Consider the following 22,685-nt stretch of genomic DNA (forward strand, 5'->3'; position numbering starts at 1 on the left):
ACGGGGGCCTAGGATGCAGCAGCCCAGGCGGCGCTGTCAAAGTAGCTCGTCGTCCGACGACCCGCCCCCGGACCCGCGCGGCTGCGCGAGGGGCGCGGCGGGCATGTGGGTGGTCGCTCCGGGCGCGCCGGCGGCAGGCCGATCCGCTTCCTGGCGCGCCGCGGCGAGGGCGGCGAGCCCCGAGAGGAGAGGGAACGCGACCAGCGCGTAACGCCCGGCACCGAAGAACACGGCGTGCGTCGCCGCGGTCGCAGCGAGGACGGCGAGCGCTGCGCCCACGAGAACCGGCGCCCGGAGGAGCGCGCGGCCCTTGAGCAGCGCGAGGCCGAGGAGCGCGATGTAGCCCGCCCATGCATGGATGTGCAGCGCGGCGACTACCCCCAGCGCGAACAGCGCGAGCCGAGCGATGTCCAGCGCGCGCTGCGCGAGCGAGGGGCGGCAAGCTGCGCCGGGCGCCTGCGCGGGCCTGCGCGCTGCCCACACGAGCGCGGCCAGGAGGACGACGCGCTCGAAGACGGTCTCGACGGCGCCGAGCGCGACCTTGTGGGCCTCGCTGAACGCCGACGGGTTCGAAGCGTGGAGGTACCACCCGGCCGCGCCGCAGTAGTCGAGCGTCGCCGCGAGCTTCCTGGGCACGAGCCCGAGCCATTCGCCCGGGTGCTCCGCGATGTACCGGCGCGCCTCGCGGCCGAAGCAGGCGTCCTTGCCGGCTTCATCGAAGACCTCGCGGCACGCCTCGGGTACCTGGACCGGCGCCCAGGCGCCGGTGGACGCCGGGTCCGCTCCGATGAGGAGATTCCATCCGCCGTTCACGCTGACCAGAGCGCACTGGTTCATCCGCAGGCAGTTGCGCGCGGTCCACGGCGCGCACACGAGGAGCGCCGCGATGACGGTCAGCAGGACGGGCGCCGCGCGCGCGACAAACGGCGAGAGGAGCCGGGGACCGCCCGCTGGCGGAGAGCCCGAGAGGGCGAGGCCGGCAAACAGAGGCGCGAGCAGGAGCGCCTGCGGGCGGACGAGGGTGGCGGCGCCAAGGAGCAGCCCGATGACGGCGAACGGGGCCAGCGCGGGGCGGCGCTCCCGCGCCCTCGCGGACGCCCACGCCGCGCAGGCGACCAGCGAACCGGTGACGCCCTCGGTCATGAGCGCCGGGGTATACGCGACGAGCCCGGGGTGGAGGGCGACGAGCCCACCGGAGAGCGCCGGCACGGCGCGCGAGCGCGGCGCAGCGCGGGCCGCCAGGCGATGGACGGCGAGCGCCGCGAGCGCGCCGAGCACGGCGTTCAGCAGCATCGCGACCGCGGGGTGTGTGCCGAGCAGCGCGTACAGCGCGCCGACCGCGCCCGGATAGCCCACCGGGTAGTGCGCGGCGTACGTGACGACGCCGTCCGGCCATAGCCACGTGTAGCCGAGCCCCGCCGCGATCCGCTCGGCGATGCGCTGGTAGTACGTCCCGTCGGCGGTGGGCGGGAAGCGCTCGGCCGCCCAGAGGACGACGGCGAGCCGCGCGGCGAGGGCGAGCGCGAAGATCGTGCCCGCGTCGCGCCGACGCGCGACGACCGAGGCGCCGCCGCTCATGACGAGCGCGCGAGCGGCAGCGGGAAGCGCGCAAGCAAGCCGGTGGCCCGCAGCGCAGCGACGACCTCGCACGCGGGCAGACCGACGACGTTCGAATAGGAGCCGTCGATGCGCGCGACGGCGAACGCGCCGATGCCCTGAATCGCGTAGGCGCCGGCCTTGTCGAGCCCCTCGCCGGTCGCCGCGTACGACGCCACCTCGTCGTCGTCGAGCCCGCGGAAGCGCACCCGCGTGACGACCGTCTCGGCGTGGAGCGCCTCGGCGGGGCCCGCGACGGATGCCGTCGCGACGTCGGCCCGATCGCCGTCGGCGATCGCGAACCGCGTCCAGACCTGGTGCTCGCGGCCCGAGAGGGCGCGGAGCATGGCGCGCGCGTCGCCCTCGTCCCGCGGCTTGCCGAGGATGGAATCGCCGAGGATGACCGACGTGTCGGCGACGAGGATCGCGCCGGCCCCGGCCGCCTGGCGCAGGCGCCGCGCGGCCGCGAGCTTCGCCAGGGTGACGCGCTCCAGGTAGGCAGCGGCGTCCTCGCCGGCGCGCCCCGCCTCGTCGACCTCGGCTGCCGCGACGCGGAGAGGCAGGCCGAGCGTGGTCAGGATCTCTCGCCGGCGCGGCGAGCCGGAGCCGAGCAGGAGCGGGTGCGAGTCGTCGATCATGATCGTGCGGACGCCGGCGGCGCCGGCCCCGGCCGGGCGTGGTCCTAGCACGGCGCGAGCGCGACCGCGGAGCACGACGCAATCCGACGCAAACCGAGCCCCGGACGCCAGCGGATCGCGACGCGTCGATTGCTCTTTTGACTCTCCCCCCGGGAGTAGTAGAGGGTCGGGCGCGATGCGCGCCAACCGGAGGGTGCCTGCACGATCGAGCCTCCCGCTGCTGGTGGTGTCCGGGGTCTTCACGGCAGCCCTCCTTCTTCCGGCGCCGGCGCGCGCGGACGAGTGCGCGCCGGCCAGCGGGCTGTCGGGCTGTATCGACGCCGACAACCTCTGGCCTCACGCAGGCGGCGGCCCCTTCTTCGCCGTGGGGAGCACAGGGACGGCTCCGGACGCGAAGGCCTCGTTCGGCCTCGTGGCGAGCTACCTGTCGCGGCCAGTGGGCCTGCGCACCGACTCGCCCGACCCCGAGGGGACGGTCATCCATGCGCTGGACAACATGGTCGACGCGACCTTCCTGGCGTCGTTCGGGCTCACCGATCGCCTGGAGGTGACGGTCGCCGCCCCCGTCACCCTGTACCAGGACGGTGCAGGCTTCTCCGACGTCCTCGGCACCGACACGGAGCTCCAGCGCAGCGTGATGCGCGACGCGCGCCTGGGCGCCGCGTTCGCGATCTTGCCGCCGGCCCAGCGTGGTCCGCTCGACGGCTTCTCGCTGGCAGCGCGCCTCGATCTGGGTCTGCCCACCGGCGACGGGTCGGTGTTCGCCAGCGCCGGGACCGTCACGCTCGCGCCGAGCGTCACCGCGGCGTACCGGCTCGGCAAGCTCCTGCTCGCGGCCGAGGTCGGGGCCCGGCTCCGTGGATCGAGCACGCTGATCGATACCGAGGTCGGCCCACAGCTCCTCGGCGCCCTCGGCGCCTCGGTCGATGTGCTCCCGGACCGCTGGCTCGCGGCGTCCGCGGAGGCGTTCGCCCTCTACACGCTCGCCGAGCAGCCCGCCGGAGCCCCGCCGCTGGTGCCGGCGGAGTGGATCCTCTCGGCCACGAGCGCCCCGCTGCTCGCAGGCGACGTCTCGCTGTCCGTGGGCGGCGGCAGCGCCATCCCGTTCGCCTCCGACGGCGCGCTCACCGCGCCGCGCTTCCGGTTCAACCTGGGGCTCCGCTATGCGCCGACGGGGCGCGATGCAGACGCCGACGGCGTCCTGGATCGCGACGACGAGTGCCCGCTCGCCGCGGAGGATCGCGACGGCTTTCGGGACGGCGACGGCTGCCCCGATCCAGACAACGACGGCGATCGGATCCCCGACGGTCGCGACAGGTGCCGGGACGAGCCCGAGACGATCGACGGCTTCCAGGACAGCGATGGCTGCCCTGATGCGGACGACGACAGCGACGGCGTCCCGGACGACGCTGACGCCTGCCGGAACGCCGCCGAGGACCGCGACGGCTTCCAGGACAGCGACGGCTGCCCCGATCCCGACAACGATGGCGACGGGATCCTGGATGCGAGCGACACGTGCCCCATGGGCGCGGAAGACGTCGACGGCTTCAAGGACGACGACGGCTGCCCGGATCCCGACAACGACATCGACCAGGTCCCTGACGCCAGCGACCAGTGCCCGAACAGCGCCGAGGATCGCGACGGCTTCCAGGACGACGACGGCTGCCCCGAGCGCGACAACGACGAGGACGGCGTGGCCGACGCGGCCGACGCATGCCCCATGACCGCCGAGACGATCGACGGCACGAACGACGCCGACGGCTGCCCTGAGCCGGGCGGCAGGTCCTTGCCGCGGTGGTCCGGCGATCAGGTCGTCCTCGACGGCCTGGTCCGCTTCCCGGCGGCGAGCGCCCGCGTGCCGCCAGCCCTCGCGGCGCAGCTCGGCATGATCGCGCAGCTCATGCGCGGGCGCATGCCCCTCGACATCGTCATCGTGGAGGCCTACGCCGATCGTCAGGGCGATCAGTCCGCGCGCGCCATCGAGCTCGCGGGCGCGCGCGCGAGCGCCGTCAAGGATCTCCTTGCAAACGCGGGCTTGCCGGCGGACCGGATCACGGCCGCCGCCGGCGACCCATCAGCCAAGCGCGCGCCTGGCGCGCCCCAGATCGAGGTGACGGCGACCCGCGCTCGGCGCTCTGAAAGAGCCCCGGGTGCTCCGGGCGCCGCCCCCTCGACGACCGGAGAAAAGAAACAGCGATGAATGTCCTCGAGGCACGCCGTGCCCGCCATTTGATCATCCGCCTCGACCGGGGCGAGGAGCTCCCCGCAGCGCTGGTGCGCGCCCTCGATGAGGCTGAGGCGCGCGCCGGCTGGATCGAGGGGGTAGGCTCGCTCGAGAAGGCCGAAGTGGCGCTGTTCGATCAAGCTTCCCGCACCTACGCGAAGACGCGCGTCCTCGACGGCCCGTGCGACGTGGTGGCGCTCTCTGGGAACATCGCGCTCCAGCAGGGCGAGACCTCGCTTCGGCTGTCGGCCACGCTCGCCCGCGAGTCGGGCGTCGGCCTCCAGCTCGCCGCCGGCGAGCTCGTGTGGGCGCGCGTCTACGGGCTCGAGCTCCGCGTCACGGCGTTCGACGATCTGCCCCTGGTGCGGGTGTTCGACGATCGAACGGGCACGATGCAGCTAGCAACCCAGTCGTCGGCCCTCCCCGCGCTCGCGGGCGAGCCACCCCGCCTGGCGCCTCCGGTGCACGCCGCGGAGCTGCCGCGCGCGACGCCTCCGGCGCCCGCCGCGGAGCCGCCGCGCGCGACGCCCCCGGCGCCCGTCGCGGAGCTACCGCGCGCGGCGCCTCCGGCGCCCGCCGCGGAGCCGCCGCGCGCGGCCTCATCGGGCTCCGCGGAGCTCGCCGCCGCCCCGCTACCGCAGCGCCCGACCCGTCCTCGCCAGGAGGACGAGCCCTATCCGGAAGTGGGCGACAACGTGACCCACTTTCACTTCGGCGACTGTATTGTGATCAGCTCGGATGGCGAGCGGATCCGCCTCCGCCAGGAGCGCGACGGCCGCGTGCGCGAGGTCTCGCTGACGATGCTCCGCATCGAGCCTCCCACCGTCGACGCGACGACAGGCAAGAAACAGTTCCGCCTCGCACGGAAGAACTGAGAGCGACAGCGCCCGCGCCACCTCGGTCGGGAGGTGGCAGACGGCGCCTCGGCGCTCAGAAGACGCGCTGGGCGATGTGGATCGAGTCCCCTGCCTGGAGCGGCACATCGGGGATCTTGTTGTCGATGATGTCCTCGACCGAGACGGTGGCAAACACGGTCTTGCCCTGAGACTTCCTGCGGATCGTGACCCGATCCTTGTCCGCGATGCTGTTGAACCCTCCCGCCATCGAGATGGCGCGGAGCAGCGTCATGCCGGGTTGGAGCGGCAGCGATCCGGGTTTCTGCACCTCGCCGAGCACCTCGACCCGCTTCGAGTTGTACTCTTTGATGCTCACGCTCACGCTGGGATCGGTGAGGATCTGCCCCTCCATGAGCTTCGCCCGCACGAGCTCCGCGACTTCCTGAGGCTCGAGGCCCGACACCTTGAGCCGCTTCACATAGGGGAAGTCGACGGTGCCATCCGGCGCGACGGTGAACGTCGAGGGGAGCTTGTCTTCTCCGACGATGCGGAGGTCGAACACGTCGCCGACCCCGATGGTCGTCGCCTCCACCGGCGAAGGCAGGTTCACTGGCTGGGGCTTTCGCGCTGAGCACGCAGCGAGGGCCAGCGCGAGCACGGCGGCGGTCCACCGACCAGGGCGCCGCATCACATGAACCAGCGCACGCCCAGGTAGGCTTCGAACTGCTGCCATCCGAGGTAGTTTGGCGTCGCCTCGCCGGGAGCCAGCAGAGACGTGCTGCTGATGTTGTTGCCGTAACGCAGCGTCGAGTTGATCCCCAGCGAGTCCCCTATCCGGTACTCGCCGAAGAGAGACGCGTCGACGCGGACGTCGGTCCAGGCATCCGCAGACGTGGAGTTTGCCCCGTTCCCCGGAATCGCGGGATACACATGGGCCGCCACGCCGCCGTCGGCGATCAGCAGAAAGCGCCCGCCGAAGAAGTAGGTCAGCTTGAGGTAACCGCGATCGCGCTCGTAGTAGCTCGCGAGATAGCTGTCGTGGAAATCGCGCGTGAAGCCGGCCGACAGCGACGACAGCGCGAGCGTCGCCGCCTCGGGATCGGCCGACGGGTTCGGCGTCAGGTACCACTTCAGCTCGAGCTGACCGATGACGCTGTCGAAGTCGTGCACCTCGGCCTGGCTGTCTGACGTGTAGAAGCTCGCGCCCCAGCCCGCCATCGCGAGGAGGCCAAATGACGACGTCACGAGGCCGTTGATGCCGAGCTGCGCGCGCAGGGGATGAGACGAGAGCTGCGCAGCCGGATTCGGGTAATTCACGAACCCGAGCGACGCATCGTAGATGAGCGCGGTGCGGGGCAAAAAGCGCCAGCGACCCCGCGTCCGGATCGTGTGGTGCAGGTTCGTCAGGCTGTCGAACTCATCGACCTCGAAGAACGTGCCCAGGAAGCGATAGCCTAGCCGCCAGTCGAGCAGCCCGCCGCCCGGCGTCCACACCAGCTCCGCCCCCGCGTCGGCGTGGAGGCGCCGAAAGCTCTGGTTGGAGATCCCGAGATCCGAAGAGGCGATGGTCCGACCGAGCGACGCATCGAGGATCCCGGACCAGGGGCGACGGGGCAGGATCGTCAGCTTGGCGTCGAGCAGGCCGCCGACGTTCCGCTGATCGCTCAGCCGCTCCCGCCCTACCTCGTTGCCGGATACCGGGAAGAACTCTTCATAGGTCGCGGCGATGCCGGCGCGAAACTCGACGTCTGGCGGCGGCGCGTCGGGCGTCACCTCCTGGCGCTGCTGGCTCAGCGTCGAGAGCGAAAACGACGGTGTGATCCGGAGCCGCAAGGAGCCGACAGGCCCGATATCACCCAGCCGAGCGTCGTCTTTCTCGTCTCGGCGGAAGAAGTTGGAGTCATAGCCGAACTCCGCAGCCACCCCGGGATGCAGCTCGAGATCGCCGGTGCGTATCCCGATGCCCTCGGTGTAGCGCCGATCCTTGAGCCACGGCTGATCCTGCGCCAGGGCCAACGCCGGGGACAGAGTGAGTGTGACTGCAGCAGCGGCTATGGTTTCACGAAGTTTCATCGCCTATTGGGCAGTGGCAATCCGAGAGAGGCGGTCGCCTACCGAAAACAGCTACTGCACGCAGGCGGCTCGATGATGATCTGGCTGACGGGATACTCGGAAGGATCGTCCTTGGGGAGGTTCGGATCGATCGTGGCCGTCACGGCGCTATCGCCGATAAAGCCTGCTTCCTGTCCGATGCACTGGTTGGCCTCAGCCGTCAGTTGCTCGGTCCGCTGTCGCAGCACCGTCAGGATCGTGAACTCATGGTTGGAGAGATCGACGTCACGCCGATTCACGGCGAGCTCCAGGCCCTGCCGCCGCTCGCGGGCGGAGCGGATGGCGACATCGATCTGATTCAGCTTGTCGTCAAGACAGAGCGTCTTCACGACGTCGCGCTGCGACCGGGCCGTCTCCAGCTGGCGACGAACCGACGTGCGGGCGCCGTCCATCCGGGCGAGGTAGGTCTCGCTCTGCGCGAGCTGCTCCGCAGGCGAGAGCGTCACCTGCCGCGCGAGGCCGGCGGAGGCGTCCGGCGGAGGCGCCGTCTGCGCCTGCGCAGCGGCGATCCCGTGGCCGATCACGACCGAGATCAGCGCCACTGCGGCGAAGCCAGGGATCTGTTCACGCTTCATCGAAGCCTCCGGAAGTCAGACCCGCGCAGTATAGGTGCGGGCAGACGTAATTGTCAAAACGCAATGAACATGCCGAGCAGCAGCGCGCGTCCGTCGGGAGCACCCGTACGGCGCTCTCCCCGTTCCGATGCGCGACATCACCACGCCATTCACGTTCAAGCGAGGAGAGAGGATTGCGTCTTGTCCACGGATCCGGGAAGCATCGGGGGCTATTGGCTCACGAAAGTGACAGGAATCACAACCGTCGCGCCGCCGCCCTCGGGCGGCGCGAACTGCGCGCTCTGGACGCGCGCGACGACGCACGAGACCACCGTACCGGACAGCCCGCCGCCGCCGGAGGGGGTCGCCGAGAGCACCTCGCCGTTGGGGCCGATCTTCGCGGTGATCCGGACCGAGCCCTTCATGCTCGGGTCCTCTTGAAGACCTTTGTTGTAGCAACGACGGAAGCCGGCGGTCATCCCGGCCACGACGGAGGGCGCGTTCGAGACGCTCCCGCCGGAGACCGCAGCGCCGCCCACCTGGGCGTTGCCGACCGGCCCCTTGACCGTCTGTGCCGAGCCGGCCGTCGCAGGGCCGCTGGTACCGGTGTTGCCAATCGTGGCGAGGCCACCACCGCCGGCCGCGCCAGGTCGCACAGTGCCACCCCCGGCGCCGCCCATGTTCAATCCCGCCACACCGCCCTTGCCGACGCCGGCCCCTGAGGCGGCCGCGTTTTCGAGCAAGCCGGTGGGCACGTCGCCCGAGCTCAGGACGCTGGCGGTCGCGTTCCCGCTCGAGTTGAGCGCGCCCAGCATCTGCATGTCGAGCTGCGCGAGCTCGTTGGTGAGCGCCGACGCGCGGGCGTCGTTCATCCCGCCAGAGCCCTTCCCCGGGCTGGCAGCCGCCGCGCCCTTGTTCCCTCCGCCGGCGGCCTTCGGCGCTTCGGCAGCAGGCGCCGCCGTCGCGGCCGGCGTCTCGGCGTCCTCCTTCGGCGGCAGCTCCACCGGCGGCGGGGGCAGCTGCTTCACGGACTCGAGCAGCTGCGCGACGTCGAGCTCATCGTCGACCACCGGGTCCATCCAGTCCGAGTAGATCGACCCCACGGCGCCGAAGTGGAACAGGAACGAGAACGCGGCGATGATCGTGGTCGTCCAGTCGATGTCGTTCGCGATCCCCGACCTCACCGAGACGGGCAGCTGCGGCTTGGGCTGCACCGGCGGCGGCGCGACGAACTGGAAGAGGAACGTCGTCTCCCCCACGACGAGCTTGCCGCGCGCCTCCTCGGTGAGCTGGACCTGGTAGGCCTGGACATTGCCGACCGCCACACGCTTGGCGGATGACTTGAGCGCGGAGAGCTCGGAGACGCCGGCCTTGAAGGCGACCCGACCGGTCATCCCGTCCAGGAAGTTGAGGAAGTACTCGCCCCCCACGAGCTCGAACACCCGGAAATTCGGCGGGATGTTCTTGCTCGGGATGACGAACATGCTCTTTTCGCTGGGGCCGATGGTGACGTGGGTGCGCTGCTTGATGACGCGCTCCTCGATCACCTTTCCCCCCTGAACCAGGCCGATCCTGAGGACCTTCGGGCCGGTCACCGGTGCGACCGCCCGCATGACCGCGGTCATCTGCCCGGGCTGCCCGGGGCGCGACGGGGTGGGTTGCGGGTGCTGCTGGGTCATTCCAAAGGGCTCCGGGAGAGGGGGGACGAAGCGGGCGCCGATCGCGATCGCGCGCCGCTGGCGGAGCCGCGCTCCGGGGCCCGGCAGGCCCCGGGCCCGGATCCGCGAGCGACGCGCCGCGCAGCGGAGGGCACCATAATTTGCGAGGGTACACGGACATCTCGGGGCGGTCCAGGAGAGCGCGCCGCGCTCACCTGGGCGCCCGGCGAGAGCGTCGAGGGGTTCCGGAAGGGGCCCCAGGGCCCCCGACGCCATCGACGCCATCGAGTGGTTCCAGGGCGACCCGTACGAGCGCGTCGATCGCCTCGCGTCCTCGCGCGGCGGCGGCGCGGCCGGCGCGCCCAGCGGCCGCGGACGCGATCGCGCCGGCGCCCCCCGCGCCCAGGACGAGCGCGATGACCGAGGGCCCGGCCTGCGCGAGGTACGAGAGCGTGGCCAGGAGCAGCGCGGCGAGCGCCGACAGGCGCGCCGCCGCGCGCGGCCACCCCGCGCCGGCGTCGAGCCGCTGCTCGACCTCGGCGAGGAGCTCGTTCGCCGCCGCGATCTTCGCGCGCGGGTCGGCGGCGGCCATGACCTCGAGCGCCAGGCGGCGCTCCCAGCTCTCCGGCGGCGACCGCCTCGCGAGCTCCGCCAGCCGCGCCTCGCCGGGCAGCGCGCGGAGCGAGCGCGCGAGCGACATCAGGTCGCCGCCGGTCACGCGCGCGACCTGCGCAGGGTGCTTCCACGAGATCGCGGCGCAGGCGGCGCTCGACGCGATCGACAGCGCGCTCAAGAGCACGGCGACGGCGGACACGCCCCCCGCCTAGAACGGCTCCTTGAAGATCGCCTGCTCGATGCGGTCCAGGAACGGCTGACGCAGCTCGGCGAGCGTGAGCTTCGGCTGGATCCGGCTGACGTCGACGGCCGCGATCGGCTTCTGGATGCGGCCCGTGATCGTCACCTCCGCGAGCGTGATGACCCCGCGCTGCTTGCCCTTCTCCTGCGCGCTCGCCGGCGCGCCGTGGCCGAGGATCGCGAGCAGGACCGAACCCAGCGCAAGTGCCTTGTACATGCTCATGGTCTCCCTCACGTGTCGGTCGCGGCGTCGGCGACGCCTCCATCCGGCGCGGCGGCAGGAGGAGGAGCCGCGGGCTGAGCCGCGGCGGCAGCCGCGTTGAGCTCCCCTTCCTTGAGCTTGGCGCGGTTCAGGAGCTCCTCCGAGTCGTCGCGCTGGCCCTTGTTGCGCAGCTCCTGGAACCTCGTCAGCGATTTGATCGCCTCCGCCACCTGCTGCTTCGGCGTCATGCCGGGGACGGCGGGGGCGAACAGGTAGAGCAGGCCGAGGTCGTAGTGGACCTGAGCCAGGTTCGGGTCGCGGGCGAGCACCCAGTCGAACTCGCGCTTCGCGTCGGCGTAGCGCTCGAGCAAGCGGTAAGCGTCCCCGAGGTTGAGGTGCGCGGCGACGTGCTCGGAATCGAAGCGAACGGCGCCCTCGAGGAGCGGCAGCGCCTCCTGGGCGTTGCCCGCCTCGAGCAGGTAGGTCGCGAGCTGCACCCGCGCCTCGACGAGATCGGGGCGGCGCGTCACCGCCTTGCGGAACTCCTCCAGCGCCGCGGCGCGCTGCCCCTGCTCCCGGTAAATCAGGCCGCGGAGCAGCAGCGCCTCGGCGTTGTCCCTGTCGCGCGGCGGGTTCTCGCTGACCGGCTCGAACCCGTCCAGGATCGCCTGGAGCGCGTACAGCGCGAGATCGAGGCGCCGGTTCCTGTAGTGATCGCGGGCGATGATCACCATCGCCGGCCGGTAGTCGGGGTTGATCTTCAGCGCCTCCTGCGCGATCCGCTGGGCAGAGCCGGTATCCCGCTGGAGCGACTTGATCTCCGCGAGCGTCGCCGCGACGGCCGCCGACTTCGGCATCTGGCCGCGCTTCTCGTTCAGGAGCCGCTCGGCCTCGCCGAGCTGGCTCTTCCTGGCGAGGAGCATCGCGTACGCGACGATGGCGGGCTCGTAGTCCGGCACGAGCGTGAAGGCCTGGCGGTAGCTCGCGCCGGCGCCCGCGTCGCGGAGCCGCTCCTGCACCACGCCGAGCGAATAGTAGGCCTGGTGCGCGCGCGGATCGGCCTGCGTCGCCTGCCCGAACTGGGCCCTCGCGTTGACGAGATCGCCGGTCGCGAACGCCTGCAGGCCGCTTTGATAGAACGCCGCCGCCCGGGCGTTCATGGCCGGCGCAGCCGTCTGGGCGGGCAGATCGTAGGGGCGCGCCGAGCTCGGCGTGTCGTTCATGCCGTACGGCGTCTGGACGGGCGCGGTCGCGGCGGGCCCCGCTGGAACCGTGGGCGCCTTCGGCGGCGGCGTCGCCTCCTCGCCGCAGGACGCGAGGGCGAACGGCGAGGTGACCGCGAGCAGGCTGGCGAAGAGGGTGACGGGGAGGCGGCGCATCATGGGACGACCGGCAGGGGCAGGGGGAGGCCGTCGGGCGCGAGCGGCGGAGTCATGCCGGGCCGCGTCCGGAGGAAGAGGCCATCCTTGTACTCGAACGGGCGCTTCGTCTCGGGATCGATGACCCCCTGGCTCCACTCGCGGAGCTTGGCGTCGCCGAGGATGTCCGTGAAGAACGCGAGCCGCTGGATCGCGAGGTCGACCGCCGGATTCCGGACCTTCCACGCCTTCGCCCAGACGACGGACTCGACGTAGAACTTGACCATGGCCTTGTCGGCGTCGTTGAGGAGCCGCTCGCGCGCCGCGCGCCACTGCTCGCGCCGGTTCTGCCGGAGCGCGTCGGCCGTCTCCTGGAGATCCTCGCGATCGCTCGTCTCGGCGAGCTTGAGCAGCTTCTCTTCCTTGTCCGTGTAGAGCCTCAGCCCCGGCGGGCGGGCGTTGTAGAGGCCGGTGCGGCAGGAGTCGTAGAGCGAGCCCTGACGCGCCCGCGCGGCCACCGACCACGGCCGGGACTCATAGGCAGTGATGACCTCCTGGAGCTCCTTCCAGTACCTGTCGTTGGCCTTCGTGATGTCCGCCTCGAAGGCCCGCTTCACCTGGTCGATGACGCCCTCGTAGCGGTGGTGGCCGGTGTCGTAGTCGAACTCGGCCTTGATGCGATCGTCGATGGCCTTGTAGGCGCACTCCGCCGCCATATCGGCCTGCACCGAGCCGAGGGCCTTCACCTTGTCGCCGGTCGCTGAATTCCGGAAGGACGTGAACGCCGTCATGGTGTTCTTGCACCAGTCCCGGGCCTTCGGATCGCCGCCGGCGGCGCGCATCTTGGACGCGTGGTACGCGGCCTGGACGACATACCCGCTCGCGGCCGGGTTGTTCTTGTTGGCCGCGTAGTACGCCTCCATCGACTGCGTGGCCTTGGTCCGCGCGGCGCGGTTCGGCCCCTCGTCGGCCCCCCGCTCGTCCCAGGCCTTCAGATCCGCCGAGGCGACGAGGAAGTCGATGTCGGCCTTCTGCTCGGGGGGCGGGTTCAGGCTCATGAACGTGGCGCGCGAGGCGGTCATCTTGTCGCGCTCCCCGATGTTCGCGTAGAGCAGCACCGAGTTCCTGGCGGCGTCCCGGCGCGCCGCCTGCTCGAACCGACCGTTGCGAGCGATGGTGTCGTAGGTCTCGGCCGCGCTGCGGTAGTTGAAGAAGAGGACGTACGCGGCGGAGAGCGCGTCGTAGGCCTGCTTCAGGTACTTCACCCGCTCGGCGTAGCGCTTCGGATCGGGGTTCTTCGGAGGGTTCGCGCCCGGATCGCCCTTCTCGAGCTTCGAGAGGTTCTCCTCGCTGCCGTACTCCTTGATGAACAGGGAGTACATCTCGATGGCCTGGTCGTAGTCGCCCACCTGCTTGTAGCAGTAAGCGCCGTTCATGGCCGCCTCCGGCGCCTCGTCGCGGGCCGGCGCCTTCTCGAGCGCGACCTTGTAGAGCGCCGCGGCCTCGCGCCAGGCGGCGACGCGCGCGGGGCCGTCCGGCATCTTCTCGGCCTTCTCGAAGGCCCGGGCCGCGTCGATGTAATAGCCGCGAGAGATCGTCGGCCGGGCGATGTCGCCCTCCTTCAGCTTCTGCTCCTCGCTGACGGCGCAGCTCCGCGTGAGCGCCGCCTCGGCGAGCTTGCGGCTCTGCTCGACGTTGTTCTCGAGGTTCGACATCGTCGTGAGCCGCTCCCACGCCTTGTAGCCGAACTCGGTCTTGCCGCACTGCGCTTCGTAGATGGGTTCCATCCGCTTGCGCGCCTCGGCGAACTGGCCGTAGAGGAAGTAGTAGTCGGCCGCCTGGAACGCGTAGAGGTCGAGGTTCTTCGGGGCGTCGAGCGCGGGAGGGACGCGCTGGATGTACTCGTCCCGCGCGGTGACGGCCGCCTGGACCTGCGGGGGCAGCGGCTCGGCGACCACGCGCTGCTGATCGCCCTCGCCGACGATCTTGACCTTCTCGCGCGGCTCGATCCCCTCGGCGCCGCTCGTCCGCTGGAAGAGCTTGTGTCGATCCAGGAGCGCCTGGTGGGCGGTGTCGACGACCATGTACGCAGCGGGCTGCAGGTACTTGTCGTCCTCGTTGGAGTCCCGCACGCCGACCGCCGAGCTCCTCGCCTGCTCGATCTCGTGCGTCGCGGGCGAGCGATCCATCGCCACCGTGATGACCACGACCATGTGGTGCGCGTCGGCGAGCCAGTACCGGCTCTCGTACGCGTCCGGGGCGTTCTCGTCCTGGGCCAGGTAGCCGGCCCAGCCCTGCGCGGCGAGGCGGTACTCGCCGAGCGCCCGCTCGAAGATCGGGTCGCGCGTCTCCTTGTCGCCGACCGTCAGCGCCTGCTGCACGAGCGCGCTGCCGGCGTTGGTGTGATCGGCGGCGGCCCGGCGCAGCCCGCCGCGCACGAGCCGCTCGGCGGTCTGGATCGCCTCGGGATCGTCCTTGTTCGCCTCGACCCACGGGGTCGTCCCGACGTACTGGGCGAGCTTCGTGCGCGCCTCGAGCGCCTTCGCCGAGTTCATCGCCCGCTCCGCCGTCCCCTCGCGCGACTGCGAGGTAAGCGTGTCGTAGATGTCCGCGATCTGGTTCTGGACGACGGGCGCGTCGCGGTGCATCGGCCACTTCTTGAGGAGGATCTCGCTCACCTCGATCGTGTTCCGATACTGATTGAGCTCCTTGAACTCCAGCGCGAGCGCCTTGTAGATCTCGACCGTCCACTTCTGATCCTGCGGGATCAGCTTGGGATCCTGGACGCGATCGATGGCGATCCGCATCTTCTGCTCGGCCATGCGCGGGTCGGTCTCGACGTCGAGGACGTCGTTCCGCGGGACGTAGGGCTCGTCCGGTCCGGGGCCGACGAAGTCGAGGTACGTGAGCGAGCCAGCGATGTAGGTGTACGCCTCGGCGCGGAAATCCGCGCCAGGATCGCCCGTCAGCTTCTCCTGTTCGTCGGTGTAGCGGAGCAGCTCGATGAACTGGCGTACCGAGGTCTCGTATCGCTGCTGCTTGAAGTACGTCCAGGCGAGCTTGTACATCGCGACGCCGTGGACAGGGGGCTTCTTGTACTTGATGGACTGCCGGTACGCCGACTCCGCCCTGTTGTAGTTGAACGGGCCGCCGGCGCGGTCGATCTCGTTGAAATGGTAGTCGCCGATCTGCCACCAGACCTCGGCGACGTAGCGGGGCTCCGCGCCGAGCGCCGTCTTCTGCGGGATCGGCTGGCAATCGTCCGTATACGGATCGACGTACGCCGTCTCGTCCTCGGTGACGGGCGCCCGCCCCCGCGCGCCCTTGCGCGCCTGGAGCGCCCGACCGCCCGGCGTGGACCCGATGGGCGTCGGGTGGCGCGCCTCCCAGCCGGTCCAGTAATCGTTGTCGTGGTCCTGCGGGAGCTTGCCGACGATGTCGCGCGTCGGATCCTTCGGGTCGGTCTCGACGGGATAGGGATACTTGTTGTGGCACACGAGCGAGCGCCACACCTGCTGCGCCTCGGGGAACCGGACCGAATCGTTCAGCGCATGGCCGAGGTAGTAATAGATCCCGGCGAGCTCACGGTACTGGGGGAACTCGCGGATGACGCGCTTGTAGAGCGCGATGGCCGGGAGCAGCGCGACGCTGAGATCCTCGCTCGCGTCGTTGTCGGTGCGCGCGCGCTCCTCGTAGAGCGCGGCCAGGCGGAACATCGCGTCGGGCGTGTTCTCGGGGTGGGCGTTGGGGCCGCTGTAGCGCTCGACGAACACCTCGAGCCGGCGGATCGCCTCTTCCCGGGCGTCGCGGAGCCCCTTCCTCTCGATCTCGATCTCGCGGTCGAGCGACGAGAGGATGCGGCGGCGCCTGTCCTCGTAGTGGTGCTGCACGATGCGCGTGATGGCGCTCCGGTAGTCGCGCGCCGCCTTCTCGTAGGCGGACGCCTCCTTCTCGAGCGCGGCGAGCGCCGCCAGCTGGGCCGGCGTCGGAGGAGGAGGCGGCGGCGCCTGCTTGCGCCCGACCGACATCGGCGGCGCGAAGGGTTGCACCGCCGGCGCAGCCGGCGCCGTGACGCCAGGCGCAGCCGTCGTCGGCGCAGTCGTGGCGCTGGGCGCGGCCGTCGTCGGCGCAGCCGTGGCGCTGGGCGCGGCCGTCGTCGGTGCAGCCGTGGCGCCGGGCGCAGCCGTCGTCGGCGCAGCCGTGGCGCTGGGCGCAGACGTTGTCGGCGCGGCCGCGGGAACGGCAGACGCCGCCGGCGCTGGCTGGCCGCCCGGCTGGGAGAGCGCGAGCGGCGCGACCGCCAGCACCAGCGCAAGGCTGGCAAACCCGAGCGCGCCGCGCGGGCGACGGCGCCCCGGTCGCACGACGCCGCCGAGCGGCCCGCGCGCGCCCGCCGGTCCGAGGATCTGCGCCCCTGCTCCTCCTCGCGACGCGCCAGAGATCTGCGGCGCGCTCGCGCCGCCACGCTCCTTGCTCACTTCTCGTCCTCCGGATCGCCGCTGTCGTCGAGGACCTCGTTGAGCTCCTCCTTGAGGACCCGATCCTCACGGGCGCGCTCGACCTGCAGGCTGCGAACGCGCGTCATCTGCTCCTCGCGGACCTCCCACGCCTCCTCGGTGATGCCGACGTCGGCGCGCAGGATGATGTTCTTCAGCCGGTCGCGGACGAGGCCGAAGTTTCGCATCGCTACCTCGCCGACGACGAGGCGCGCCTCCCTGTCGAGCGCGTCGAGCTGCACCGAGTAGTGGACGACGTTCGCCGTCTCCCGGCCGACGATCTGCCGGAGCCCCGAGGACTTCTGGGCGACCTCTCCCTCGATGTCGCGGAGCGCCGCCTCGACCTTCGCGTCCGCCGCGTCGCCGGCGCGGAGCACCGGCAGGATCCGCTGCGCGTACGCCGCGAGATCCGCGCCGCCGGCGCCCGCCGCGGCCAGCTCCGCCTCGCGGGTCAAGGCGTCGCGGTGGGCCTTGCGCGTCTGCGCGTCCTCGATGAAGCGCTGGTCGCCGAAGCCGACCTGGACCCGGCCCGCGCTGACCTGCTTGCGGAGCACGTCGGTCTGCTGGCGGTAGAGCGCGAGGTCGCGCTCGTTCTGCGCGAGCTCGATCTCGAACCGGGCGATGCTCGCGGGATCCCGGACGACCCCGGCGTGCGGCCCCTCGCGGAGCAGCCGCCTGAGCCCGTTGATCGTCGCCTGCAGCGAGTCGGTCTGCAGCGTGAGCTGCTGCAGGCGCTGCGACTGGGTGTTCCACTGCTTGAGCGCCTGCGCCTCGCGATCCTGGAAGTCGGCGTCCGTGACGGGCACCCGCGCGAGGCGCTTCTCCAGCGCCCTACGCCTCGCGCGCGCGCTGCCGATCTCGCCCGAAAGCGAGTCGTCCTCCACGTCGTCCATACCCTGGCCGAGCGCGAGGCGCGCCAGCGCGACCCGGTTGAGCAGCGCGAGCGCCTTCTCCTCGCCGGCCTTGAGCTCCGGGAAGGCGCGCACCCGGTTGGGCGAGCTGAGCACGGCGTTCAGCTTCTCGATGAGCTCGTTCGACTGCTTGATCAGGTCGCGGCAGTGGTTGATGTCGTCGATCACCGCGAACGCGGCCGGGCCGTCCTCGGCCTCGCGCGCCCACTGCACCGCCAGCGGCGGGAGCGAGGTGGTCGTGTCGAGCGCCTCGAGCTGCTCCTGGCTCAGCTTGTCGTAGTAGACCGCGGGATCGCTCGTCGAGCCGAGGAAGGCGTCCACGCGCGCGCGCATCGGGTCGTACGTGGCGCGGACCCCCTCGTACACCTTCAGCGCCTTCTCGAAGCGGCCCGCGCGCAGCATCAGGTCGCCGCGGAGCAGCGAGCCGTCCGCGATGTTCTGGCTGTCCGGCTCGGCGATCGCGAGGATCTCGAGCGATCGCTGGGCGCGATCCACGTCGCCCAGGCGGACATACACCCACGCGAGCTCGTAGAGCATCGTCCCGAACTCGGGCGAGACGCGGTCGATGTGGCCGTAGGCCTGCACGGCCTGGGACCACTGGTCGGCCTCGTAGAAGAGCCGCCCGATCGCGAGCCACGCGAGATCGATGACGCGCCGGTGCTCCGCGGTGTCGGCCGGGAGCTGCGTCACCTTCTGGAACAGATCGATCGCGGCGACGTAGCGGGTCTTGGGCACCGCCGGGGGCGCATCGCCCTCCTTGAGCGGCTCGGGCGGGGGCGTCGCCTCCTTCACCGCGATCAGGCCGAGCAGGTACCTCGCCTGGTGGAAGTACTCGCTCTGCGGGTCGACCGCGCCGAGCGAGGCCTTCGCGCCGCCGAAGTCCTTCTTCACGTAGAGGCCCTTGCCGCGCGCGTACGCGAGGGCGCTCCCCGCCGTGGAGGCCGGGACGCTGTTCATCGACGCGAAGACGGCGTCGAGCGCGTCGTAGTCCTTGATCCGGAGGCAGATGTCCACGAGCCGGCCGAGCGCCTTCGCCTGGTAGGCGGCGAAGCGCGGCTCGGCGCTGCTCGCGACGATCCGCAGAAAGACCCGGCGGGCCGAGAGGTACTGCTTCGAGCGGAAGTACGTCTCTCCGAGCAGCGTGAGCGCGTCCGGGAACGCCGTCGGATGGTCGGGGTACTTCTCGACCACCTGGTTCAGCACGTTCGCCGCCCGCTCGTAATCCCTGGAGCCCATCAGGAGCTGGGCGTCAGCGATGCGCTGGGCCGGCGTGCGCTGCTCGCCGCGGGACTTGTGGATCGCCGCCTGGATGGCGCCCAGCCCGGACGTGACGCTGCCGATCTGCTGAGAGGCGCTCGTGTAGGCGCGCTCGGAGTCCAGTGCCCACGCTTCGGCGGGGGCCGCGGTCGTGGCCGCGCCGAGCACGAGCAGGCCAAGCAAGGCAGGGAGTCCCCGCGATCCGGTGTCCCAGGTCATGGTGGCTTGTCCTAACGAGCTCGAACCTACTTCCCACCCGCGGCAGCGGACGGCTGCCCGGGAGCATCCGAGAGGCCGCTCACGATCTTCTCGACGAAGCGGACGGCTGGCCGCTCTTCGAGCGGGGTGGTGACGCCGCCCTTCTCGAACGCGACCGCCTGGAGGTTGATGGTCTTGCCCTCGACCGCCGTGAAGGAATGGCTGGAGCGCACCTCGAAGCGGTAGCCCCGGAGGTAGGAGAACACCCCGTAGCCGTTGCCCTGCAGGTTCACGAGCACCTGGAGCGTGTGATCTCCCGGCGGAACGGAGCCGTTGAAGATCGGGATCTCGGTCTGCTCGGCGAGGGCGCCCGACTGATCGGTCTTGTTGTACTGGACCGCGCCATCCAGGACGATCAGCACGCGCGTGACGCGGAACGCGGACGACAGCTCGTTGTTGAATCGGATCGAGGCGCGCGAGCCGGCGCCGCCGCCGGAGAGGATCGTGTCGCTGAGGAGCGAGAGCCGCGTGTGGCTGCGTCGGATCTGCTCCTTGAGCTCGTCGATGCGTTGCTCCAGATCGCGCAGCCGCACCGCATAGGTCGGACCGTCCATCGCCGGAGCGGCGGCCGCGCCTGCAGCCGGTGCGCTCGTCGCGGCAGGAGGCGCCGCCGGGGCGAGCGTCGCGCCGGGCGCCGCCGCGGCGCCCGCAGCGGGGGCGACCGTCGCGGCAGGCGCCGCCGCGCCCGCAGCCGGCGCGACCGTCGCGGAAGCAGGCGCAGGAGCCGCTTGCGCTCCGTTGACAGGCGCGGGCGCTGCGGGGACAGCCGGTGCTGCAGAGGCCCCCGGCGCCACAGAGGCGGCGGGAGCAGCGGCCTTGCCCGTCGCGCCGCCCGGGGCCTGCGCGAAGGCGGGCATCGACATCAAGAACGAGGCTCCCACCCCCACAGCCAGCATCCTGATAAGTCGCATCGAAAGGTAACCTCGTGGTTGAACCCTCGTCAGCAGAGGGGGGCGACCTCTCGCCCGGTGCCGGGGAGTCTAGTGGCGGCGGGCTTCCGAGCGCAACGACCTGGACACCTGCCTCCTCCCCCGGCGCAGGCTCCCGTCGCTCACGGCGCAATGACAGCGCGGCGCGGCCGAAATCGTGTGAGGCCCCTCCCGCAGCCGGCGCCGCGGCGTCCTCAGCCGGTCCGCAGGGCGCTGCCCCGAGAACGTCACGCGACCGCGACCGGCTCTCCCCCGCCGGCGGCGCGCGGCGCGCGCAGAGATCTGCGCACGCCCGTCCCCCTGCCCTTCCCCGGCCTCGGGCGCTGCGGGCGAAGGGGGCTCGCTCGCTCGGGGGCGGATCCGCTAAGGTGCGCTTGTGTCAGGGGAAGGAGTGCTTCTCAGATCTTCGAGCCGCGCTGCGCGTCCGATCCGACGCCGCGGTCGCCGCCGCGAACACTCCGCCGCCCGGGCCGCCGAAGGAGCGCCGCAGAGGCTCGGCCGCTCCGGGAGCTAGGATGGTCCCGATTTCTCGAGAGGAGGTCACGGACGAAGCGCTGATGATGCGCTTCCAGGGCGGCGACCGCGCGGCGTTCGCCGGGCTCGTCCGGCGGCACAAAACGTCCATCTACAACTTCATCCTGCGACAGGTCCGCGGGCCTGCGATCGCCGAGGATCTGGTGCAGGATGTGTTCGTGAAGATCGTGCAGAGCGCCTCCGACTTCAAGCACGAGGCCAGGTTCACCACCTGGGCGTTCGCCATCGCGCGCAACGTCTGCATCGATCACCTGCGCAAGATGTCGCTGCGGCGCCACCCGTCGCTCGACCAGGGCTCCGGGGAGGGCGGCGACGGCCCGACGCTCGGCGAGCGGACCGCGGACCCGGCGCCCCAGGCCGCGGTGGACCGCGTCGCGATCGGGACCGAGATGGGGCAGCGCATCGTCCGCGCGGTCGAGGGCCTCCCGCACGAGCAGCGGGAGGTCTTCCTGCTCCGGGAGATCGGGCACGTGCCCTTCAAGGACATCGCCCACATCGTGGGGGTGCCCGAGAACACGGTGAAGAGCCGGATGCGCTACGCCCTGGAGCGGCTCCAGGAGGCCCTCTCGGAGTACGAGGATTACGCGAGGGCGCTGCGCTAGCGCTCCGGAAGAGCTGTCTATGGACTGCGAGAAGTTCGACCAGCACGTGATGGACGCGCTCTACGACGAGCTCGACGAGCTGACGTATGCGGCCATGAAACGGCACATGGACGGCTGCGCCCGGTGCGCGTCGGCGTTCGCCGGGCTGCGCGCGGCCCGCGACGTCGGCGCCTTGCCGTTCGAGGAGCCGAGCGAGGAGCTCGAGGCGCGGATCCTCGACGCCGTCGAGGTCGCGCAGAAGAAGACGCCGTTCCGGCGCAAGGCGCTCCGCGCGCTGGCCTGGGCCGGCAGCCACGCGATGCGGCCGCAGCTGGCGATGGCGGCGCTGTTCGTGCTCGTCATCGGATCGAGCCTGCTCCTGCTGCGGCCGAAGACGGGCGTGGCGCCGGTGCGGGTCACCGAGTGGGGCCAGCCCGCGTCGGATCAGCACGAGGCGCCCCGCAGCGTCGCGCCTGCCCCCGCGACCGCCGCGATGGAGGAAGGCGACGGCCGGCGCTCGGCCGAGGCCAAGGCGAACGACGCGCCCAAGGCGGAGGCCGCGAAGGAGAAGAGCGCGCGTGCGTCCGCGTCCCCGGACGACGGCGCGAGCGCCGCGTTGCACGAGGCGCAAGCGCTGCAACGCAAGTCAGGCTGCGCGGCCGCCGTCGGCAAGCTCGACCAGGTCGGCGCGCAGTACCCGGGCACGCCGTCCGCGCACGCCGCGATGTGGGAGGCGGCCCGGTGCTACCAGGCCTCGGGGGACACGGAGAAGGCGCGCGAGCTGCTGCTCGCGCTGCGCTCCGCGAAGGGTTACGGCGACCGCGCCGAGCAGCAGCTCGCGGGCCTCGAGGCGAACGCCGCCGGCGCGCAGGCGCAGAACTCGGCGCCGGCGGCCGCCGCCGCGGCGGCGCGGCGCGCTGTGCCCAAGGCGGCGATGCCCGCGGCGCCGCCGCGCGACGCCGAGGAGCCAGGGGCCGCGGGCTCCTCGCGGGCGGCGCCCGCCGATGCCACGATGTCGCGCTGACACGGGTCGCGGGCGCCGACACGGCCCGCGCCTCCGCCGTCCCCGGCGCCGCGCATCGACCTCACCGCGCGCGCCGCGCATCGACCTCACCGCGCGCGCCGCGCTGCGGTGGCGCCAGCGTCAGTTCGATCTCACCGGCGCCTCGCGGATGTAGGCGATCGTCCTGATCGTGCCGACGATGCGCTCGCGATCGTCCGGCGTGAGATCGACGAAGCGGATCCCCATGCCCGGGTTCGGGTTGTCGTGGAGGGGGCGCACCTCGTTGATCCACTGCACCGTCCCCTCGAGCACGTACGATCCGTCGGCCCCCGGCGGCGAGAAGCGGAGCGTCAGCCGCGTGCCGATCGAGAGGGGCTGCGTCGTGCGGACGAAGATGCCCATCTCCGAGATGTTCGTGATGGACGCGTAGAGGAACGTGTCATCGGTCTCGCAGTCCACGAGCCAGGTGACGTCGAGGCGCTCGGACGAGCGTCGGTCGAGCGAATCCGGGGCGGGGATCTCGTGCTCGGCGTCCTCGCCGGAGCCTTGCGTGTCGCCGTAGGCGCCGGCCTGCGCGCACGAGGGCGACGTACCGCCAGGCGTGTCGGGCGGATGGTTCGAGTCACCACGGCCCCCGGTCATGAGTCTGCGACTAGCCGCTTTCCGCACGCGCGTCGAGGGCG

At 71.5% G+C, this 22,685-nt stretch carries 17 protein-coding genes; 4 read left to right on the top strand and 13 right to left on the bottom strand.

Annotation, left to right across the window (positions count from 1 at the left end):
• Positions 1-36 precede the first annotated feature (36 nt).
• Positions 37-1,578: a hypothetical protein gene (locus tag WMF14_RS32725; protein ID WP_437792642.1), complete on the bottom strand. Its 1,542-nt coding sequence runs from the start codon at positions 1,576-1,578 to the stop codon at positions 37-39.
• Positions 1,575-2,234 carry a Maf family protein gene (locus tag WMF14_RS32730; RefSeq protein ID WP_272094866.1) on the bottom strand — a complete coding sequence of 220 codons (660 nt, stop codon included), beginning with the start codon at positions 2,232-2,234 and terminating at the stop codon, positions 1,575-1,577. Before WMF14_RS32730 ends, WMF14_RS32725 begins: the two co-directional genes overlap by 4 nt.
• 175 nt (positions 2,235-2,409) lie before the next feature.
• On the opposite strand from WMF14_RS32730, the gene WMF14_RS32735 reads away from it, so the two are divergent.
• Together WMF14_RS32735 and WMF14_RS32740 are read left to right on the top strand one after the other, a co-directional pair.
• Positions 2,410-4,434: an OmpA family protein gene (locus WMF14_RS32735; protein WP_437792645.1), complete on the top strand. Its 2,025-nt coding sequence runs from the start codon at positions 2,410-2,412 to the stop codon at positions 4,432-4,434.
• The gene (locus WMF14_RS32740) at positions 4,431-5,333 is read left to right on the top strand and encodes a PPC domain-containing DNA-binding protein (RefSeq protein WP_437792648.1); all 903 of its coding nucleotides are present in this window, start codon (positions 4,431-4,433) and stop codon (positions 5,331-5,333) included. The genes WMF14_RS32735 and WMF14_RS32740 overlap by 4 nt, the downstream gene beginning before the upstream one ends.
• A 55-nt stretch (positions 5,334-5,388) precedes the next feature.
• On the opposite strand, the gene WMF14_RS32745 is transcribed toward WMF14_RS32740, so the two are convergent.
• The 10 genes from WMF14_RS32745 to WMF14_RS32790 form a co-directional block, all read right to left on the bottom strand.
• On the bottom strand, positions 5,389-5,904 hold the full coding sequence (locus tag WMF14_RS32745; RefSeq protein ID WP_437792650.1) for a polysaccharide biosynthesis/export family protein: 516 nt from the start codon (positions 5,902-5,904) through the stop codon (positions 5,389-5,391).
• A gap of 77 nt (positions 5,905-5,981) precedes the next feature.
• Positions 5,982-7,310, bottom strand: a complete 1,329-nt coding sequence (locus WMF14_RS32750) for a hypothetical protein (RefSeq protein ID WP_437792653.1) — start codon at positions 7,308-7,310, stop codon at positions 5,982-5,984.
• 95 nt (positions 7,311-7,405) lie between these two features.
• Positions 7,406-7,981, bottom strand: a complete 576-nt coding sequence (locus tag WMF14_RS32755) for a hypothetical protein (RefSeq protein ID WP_272094871.1) — start codon at positions 7,979-7,981, stop codon at positions 7,406-7,408.
• 209 nt (positions 7,982-8,190) lie between these two features.
• Positions 8,191-9,639 carry an AgmX/PglI C-terminal domain-containing protein gene (locus WMF14_RS32760; protein WP_272094872.1) on the bottom strand — a complete coding sequence of 483 codons (1,449 nt, stop codon included), beginning with the start codon at positions 9,637-9,639 and terminating at the stop codon, positions 8,191-8,193.
• 190 nt (positions 9,640-9,829) lie between these two features.
• The gene (locus WMF14_RS32765) at positions 9,830-10,432 is read right to left on the bottom strand and encodes a hypothetical protein (RefSeq protein WP_437792656.1); all 603 of its coding nucleotides are present in this window, start codon (positions 10,430-10,432) and stop codon (positions 9,830-9,832) included.
• 9 nt (positions 10,433-10,441) lie between these two features.
• A complete protein-coding gene (locus WMF14_RS32770; protein WP_012238571.1) occupies positions 10,442-10,690 on the bottom strand; it encodes a hypothetical protein in 249 nt (82 codons plus the stop codon).
• 14 nt (positions 10,691-10,704) lie between these two features.
• Positions 10,705-12,057, bottom strand: coding sequence for a tetratricopeptide repeat protein (locus WMF14_RS32775; protein WP_437792658.1), 1,353 nt, complete (start codon positions 12,055-12,057; stop codon positions 10,705-10,707).
• The gene (locus WMF14_RS32780) at positions 12,054-16,511 is read right to left on the bottom strand and encodes a tetratricopeptide repeat protein (RefSeq protein ID WP_437792660.1); all 4,458 of its coding nucleotides are present in this window, start codon (positions 16,509-16,511) and stop codon (positions 12,054-12,056) included. Before WMF14_RS32780 ends, WMF14_RS32775 begins: the two co-directional genes overlap by 4 nt.
• Positions 16,508-18,916 carry a tetratricopeptide repeat protein gene (locus WMF14_RS32785; RefSeq protein ID WP_437792662.1) on the bottom strand — a complete coding sequence of 803 codons (2,409 nt, stop codon included), beginning with the start codon at positions 18,914-18,916 and terminating at the stop codon, positions 16,508-16,510. The genes WMF14_RS32780 and WMF14_RS32785 overlap by 4 nt, the downstream gene beginning before the upstream one ends.
• Positions 18,917-18,942: 26 nt before the next feature.
• Positions 18,943-19,866, bottom strand: a complete 924-nt coding sequence (locus tag WMF14_RS32790) for a hypothetical protein (RefSeq protein WP_437792664.1) — start codon at positions 19,864-19,866, stop codon at positions 18,943-18,945.
• 533 nt (positions 19,867-20,399) lie between these two features.
• On the opposite strand from WMF14_RS32790, the gene WMF14_RS32795 reads away from it, so the two are divergent.
• Together WMF14_RS32795 and WMF14_RS32800 are read left to right on the top strand one after the other, a co-directional pair.
• Complete coding sequence (locus tag WMF14_RS32795) at positions 20,400-21,020, top strand: RNA polymerase sigma factor (protein WP_012238576.1); 621 nt, start codon at positions 20,400-20,402, stop codon at positions 21,018-21,020.
• A 19-nt stretch (positions 21,021-21,039) separates the two neighbouring features.
• Positions 21,040-22,023: a zf-HC2 domain-containing protein gene (locus WMF14_RS32800; RefSeq protein WP_272094879.1), complete on the top strand. Its 984-nt coding sequence runs from the start codon at positions 21,040-21,042 to the stop codon at positions 22,021-22,023.
• 120 nt (positions 22,024-22,143) lie between these two features.
• Here WMF14_RS32800 and WMF14_RS32805 read toward each other — a convergent pair whose 3' ends face one another.
• The gene (locus WMF14_RS32805; protein ID WP_272094881.1) at positions 22,144-22,644 is read right to left on the bottom strand and encodes a TIGR02266 family protein; all 501 of its coding nucleotides are present in this window, start codon (positions 22,642-22,644) and stop codon (positions 22,144-22,146) included.
• Positions 22,645-22,685: the final 41 nt, after the last annotated feature.

Source organism: Sorangium sp. So ce693 (genome assembly GCF_051521375.1).
Taxonomy (GTDB): Bacteria; Myxococcota_A; Polyangia; order Polyangiales; family Polyangiaceae; genus Sorangium; species Sorangium atrum.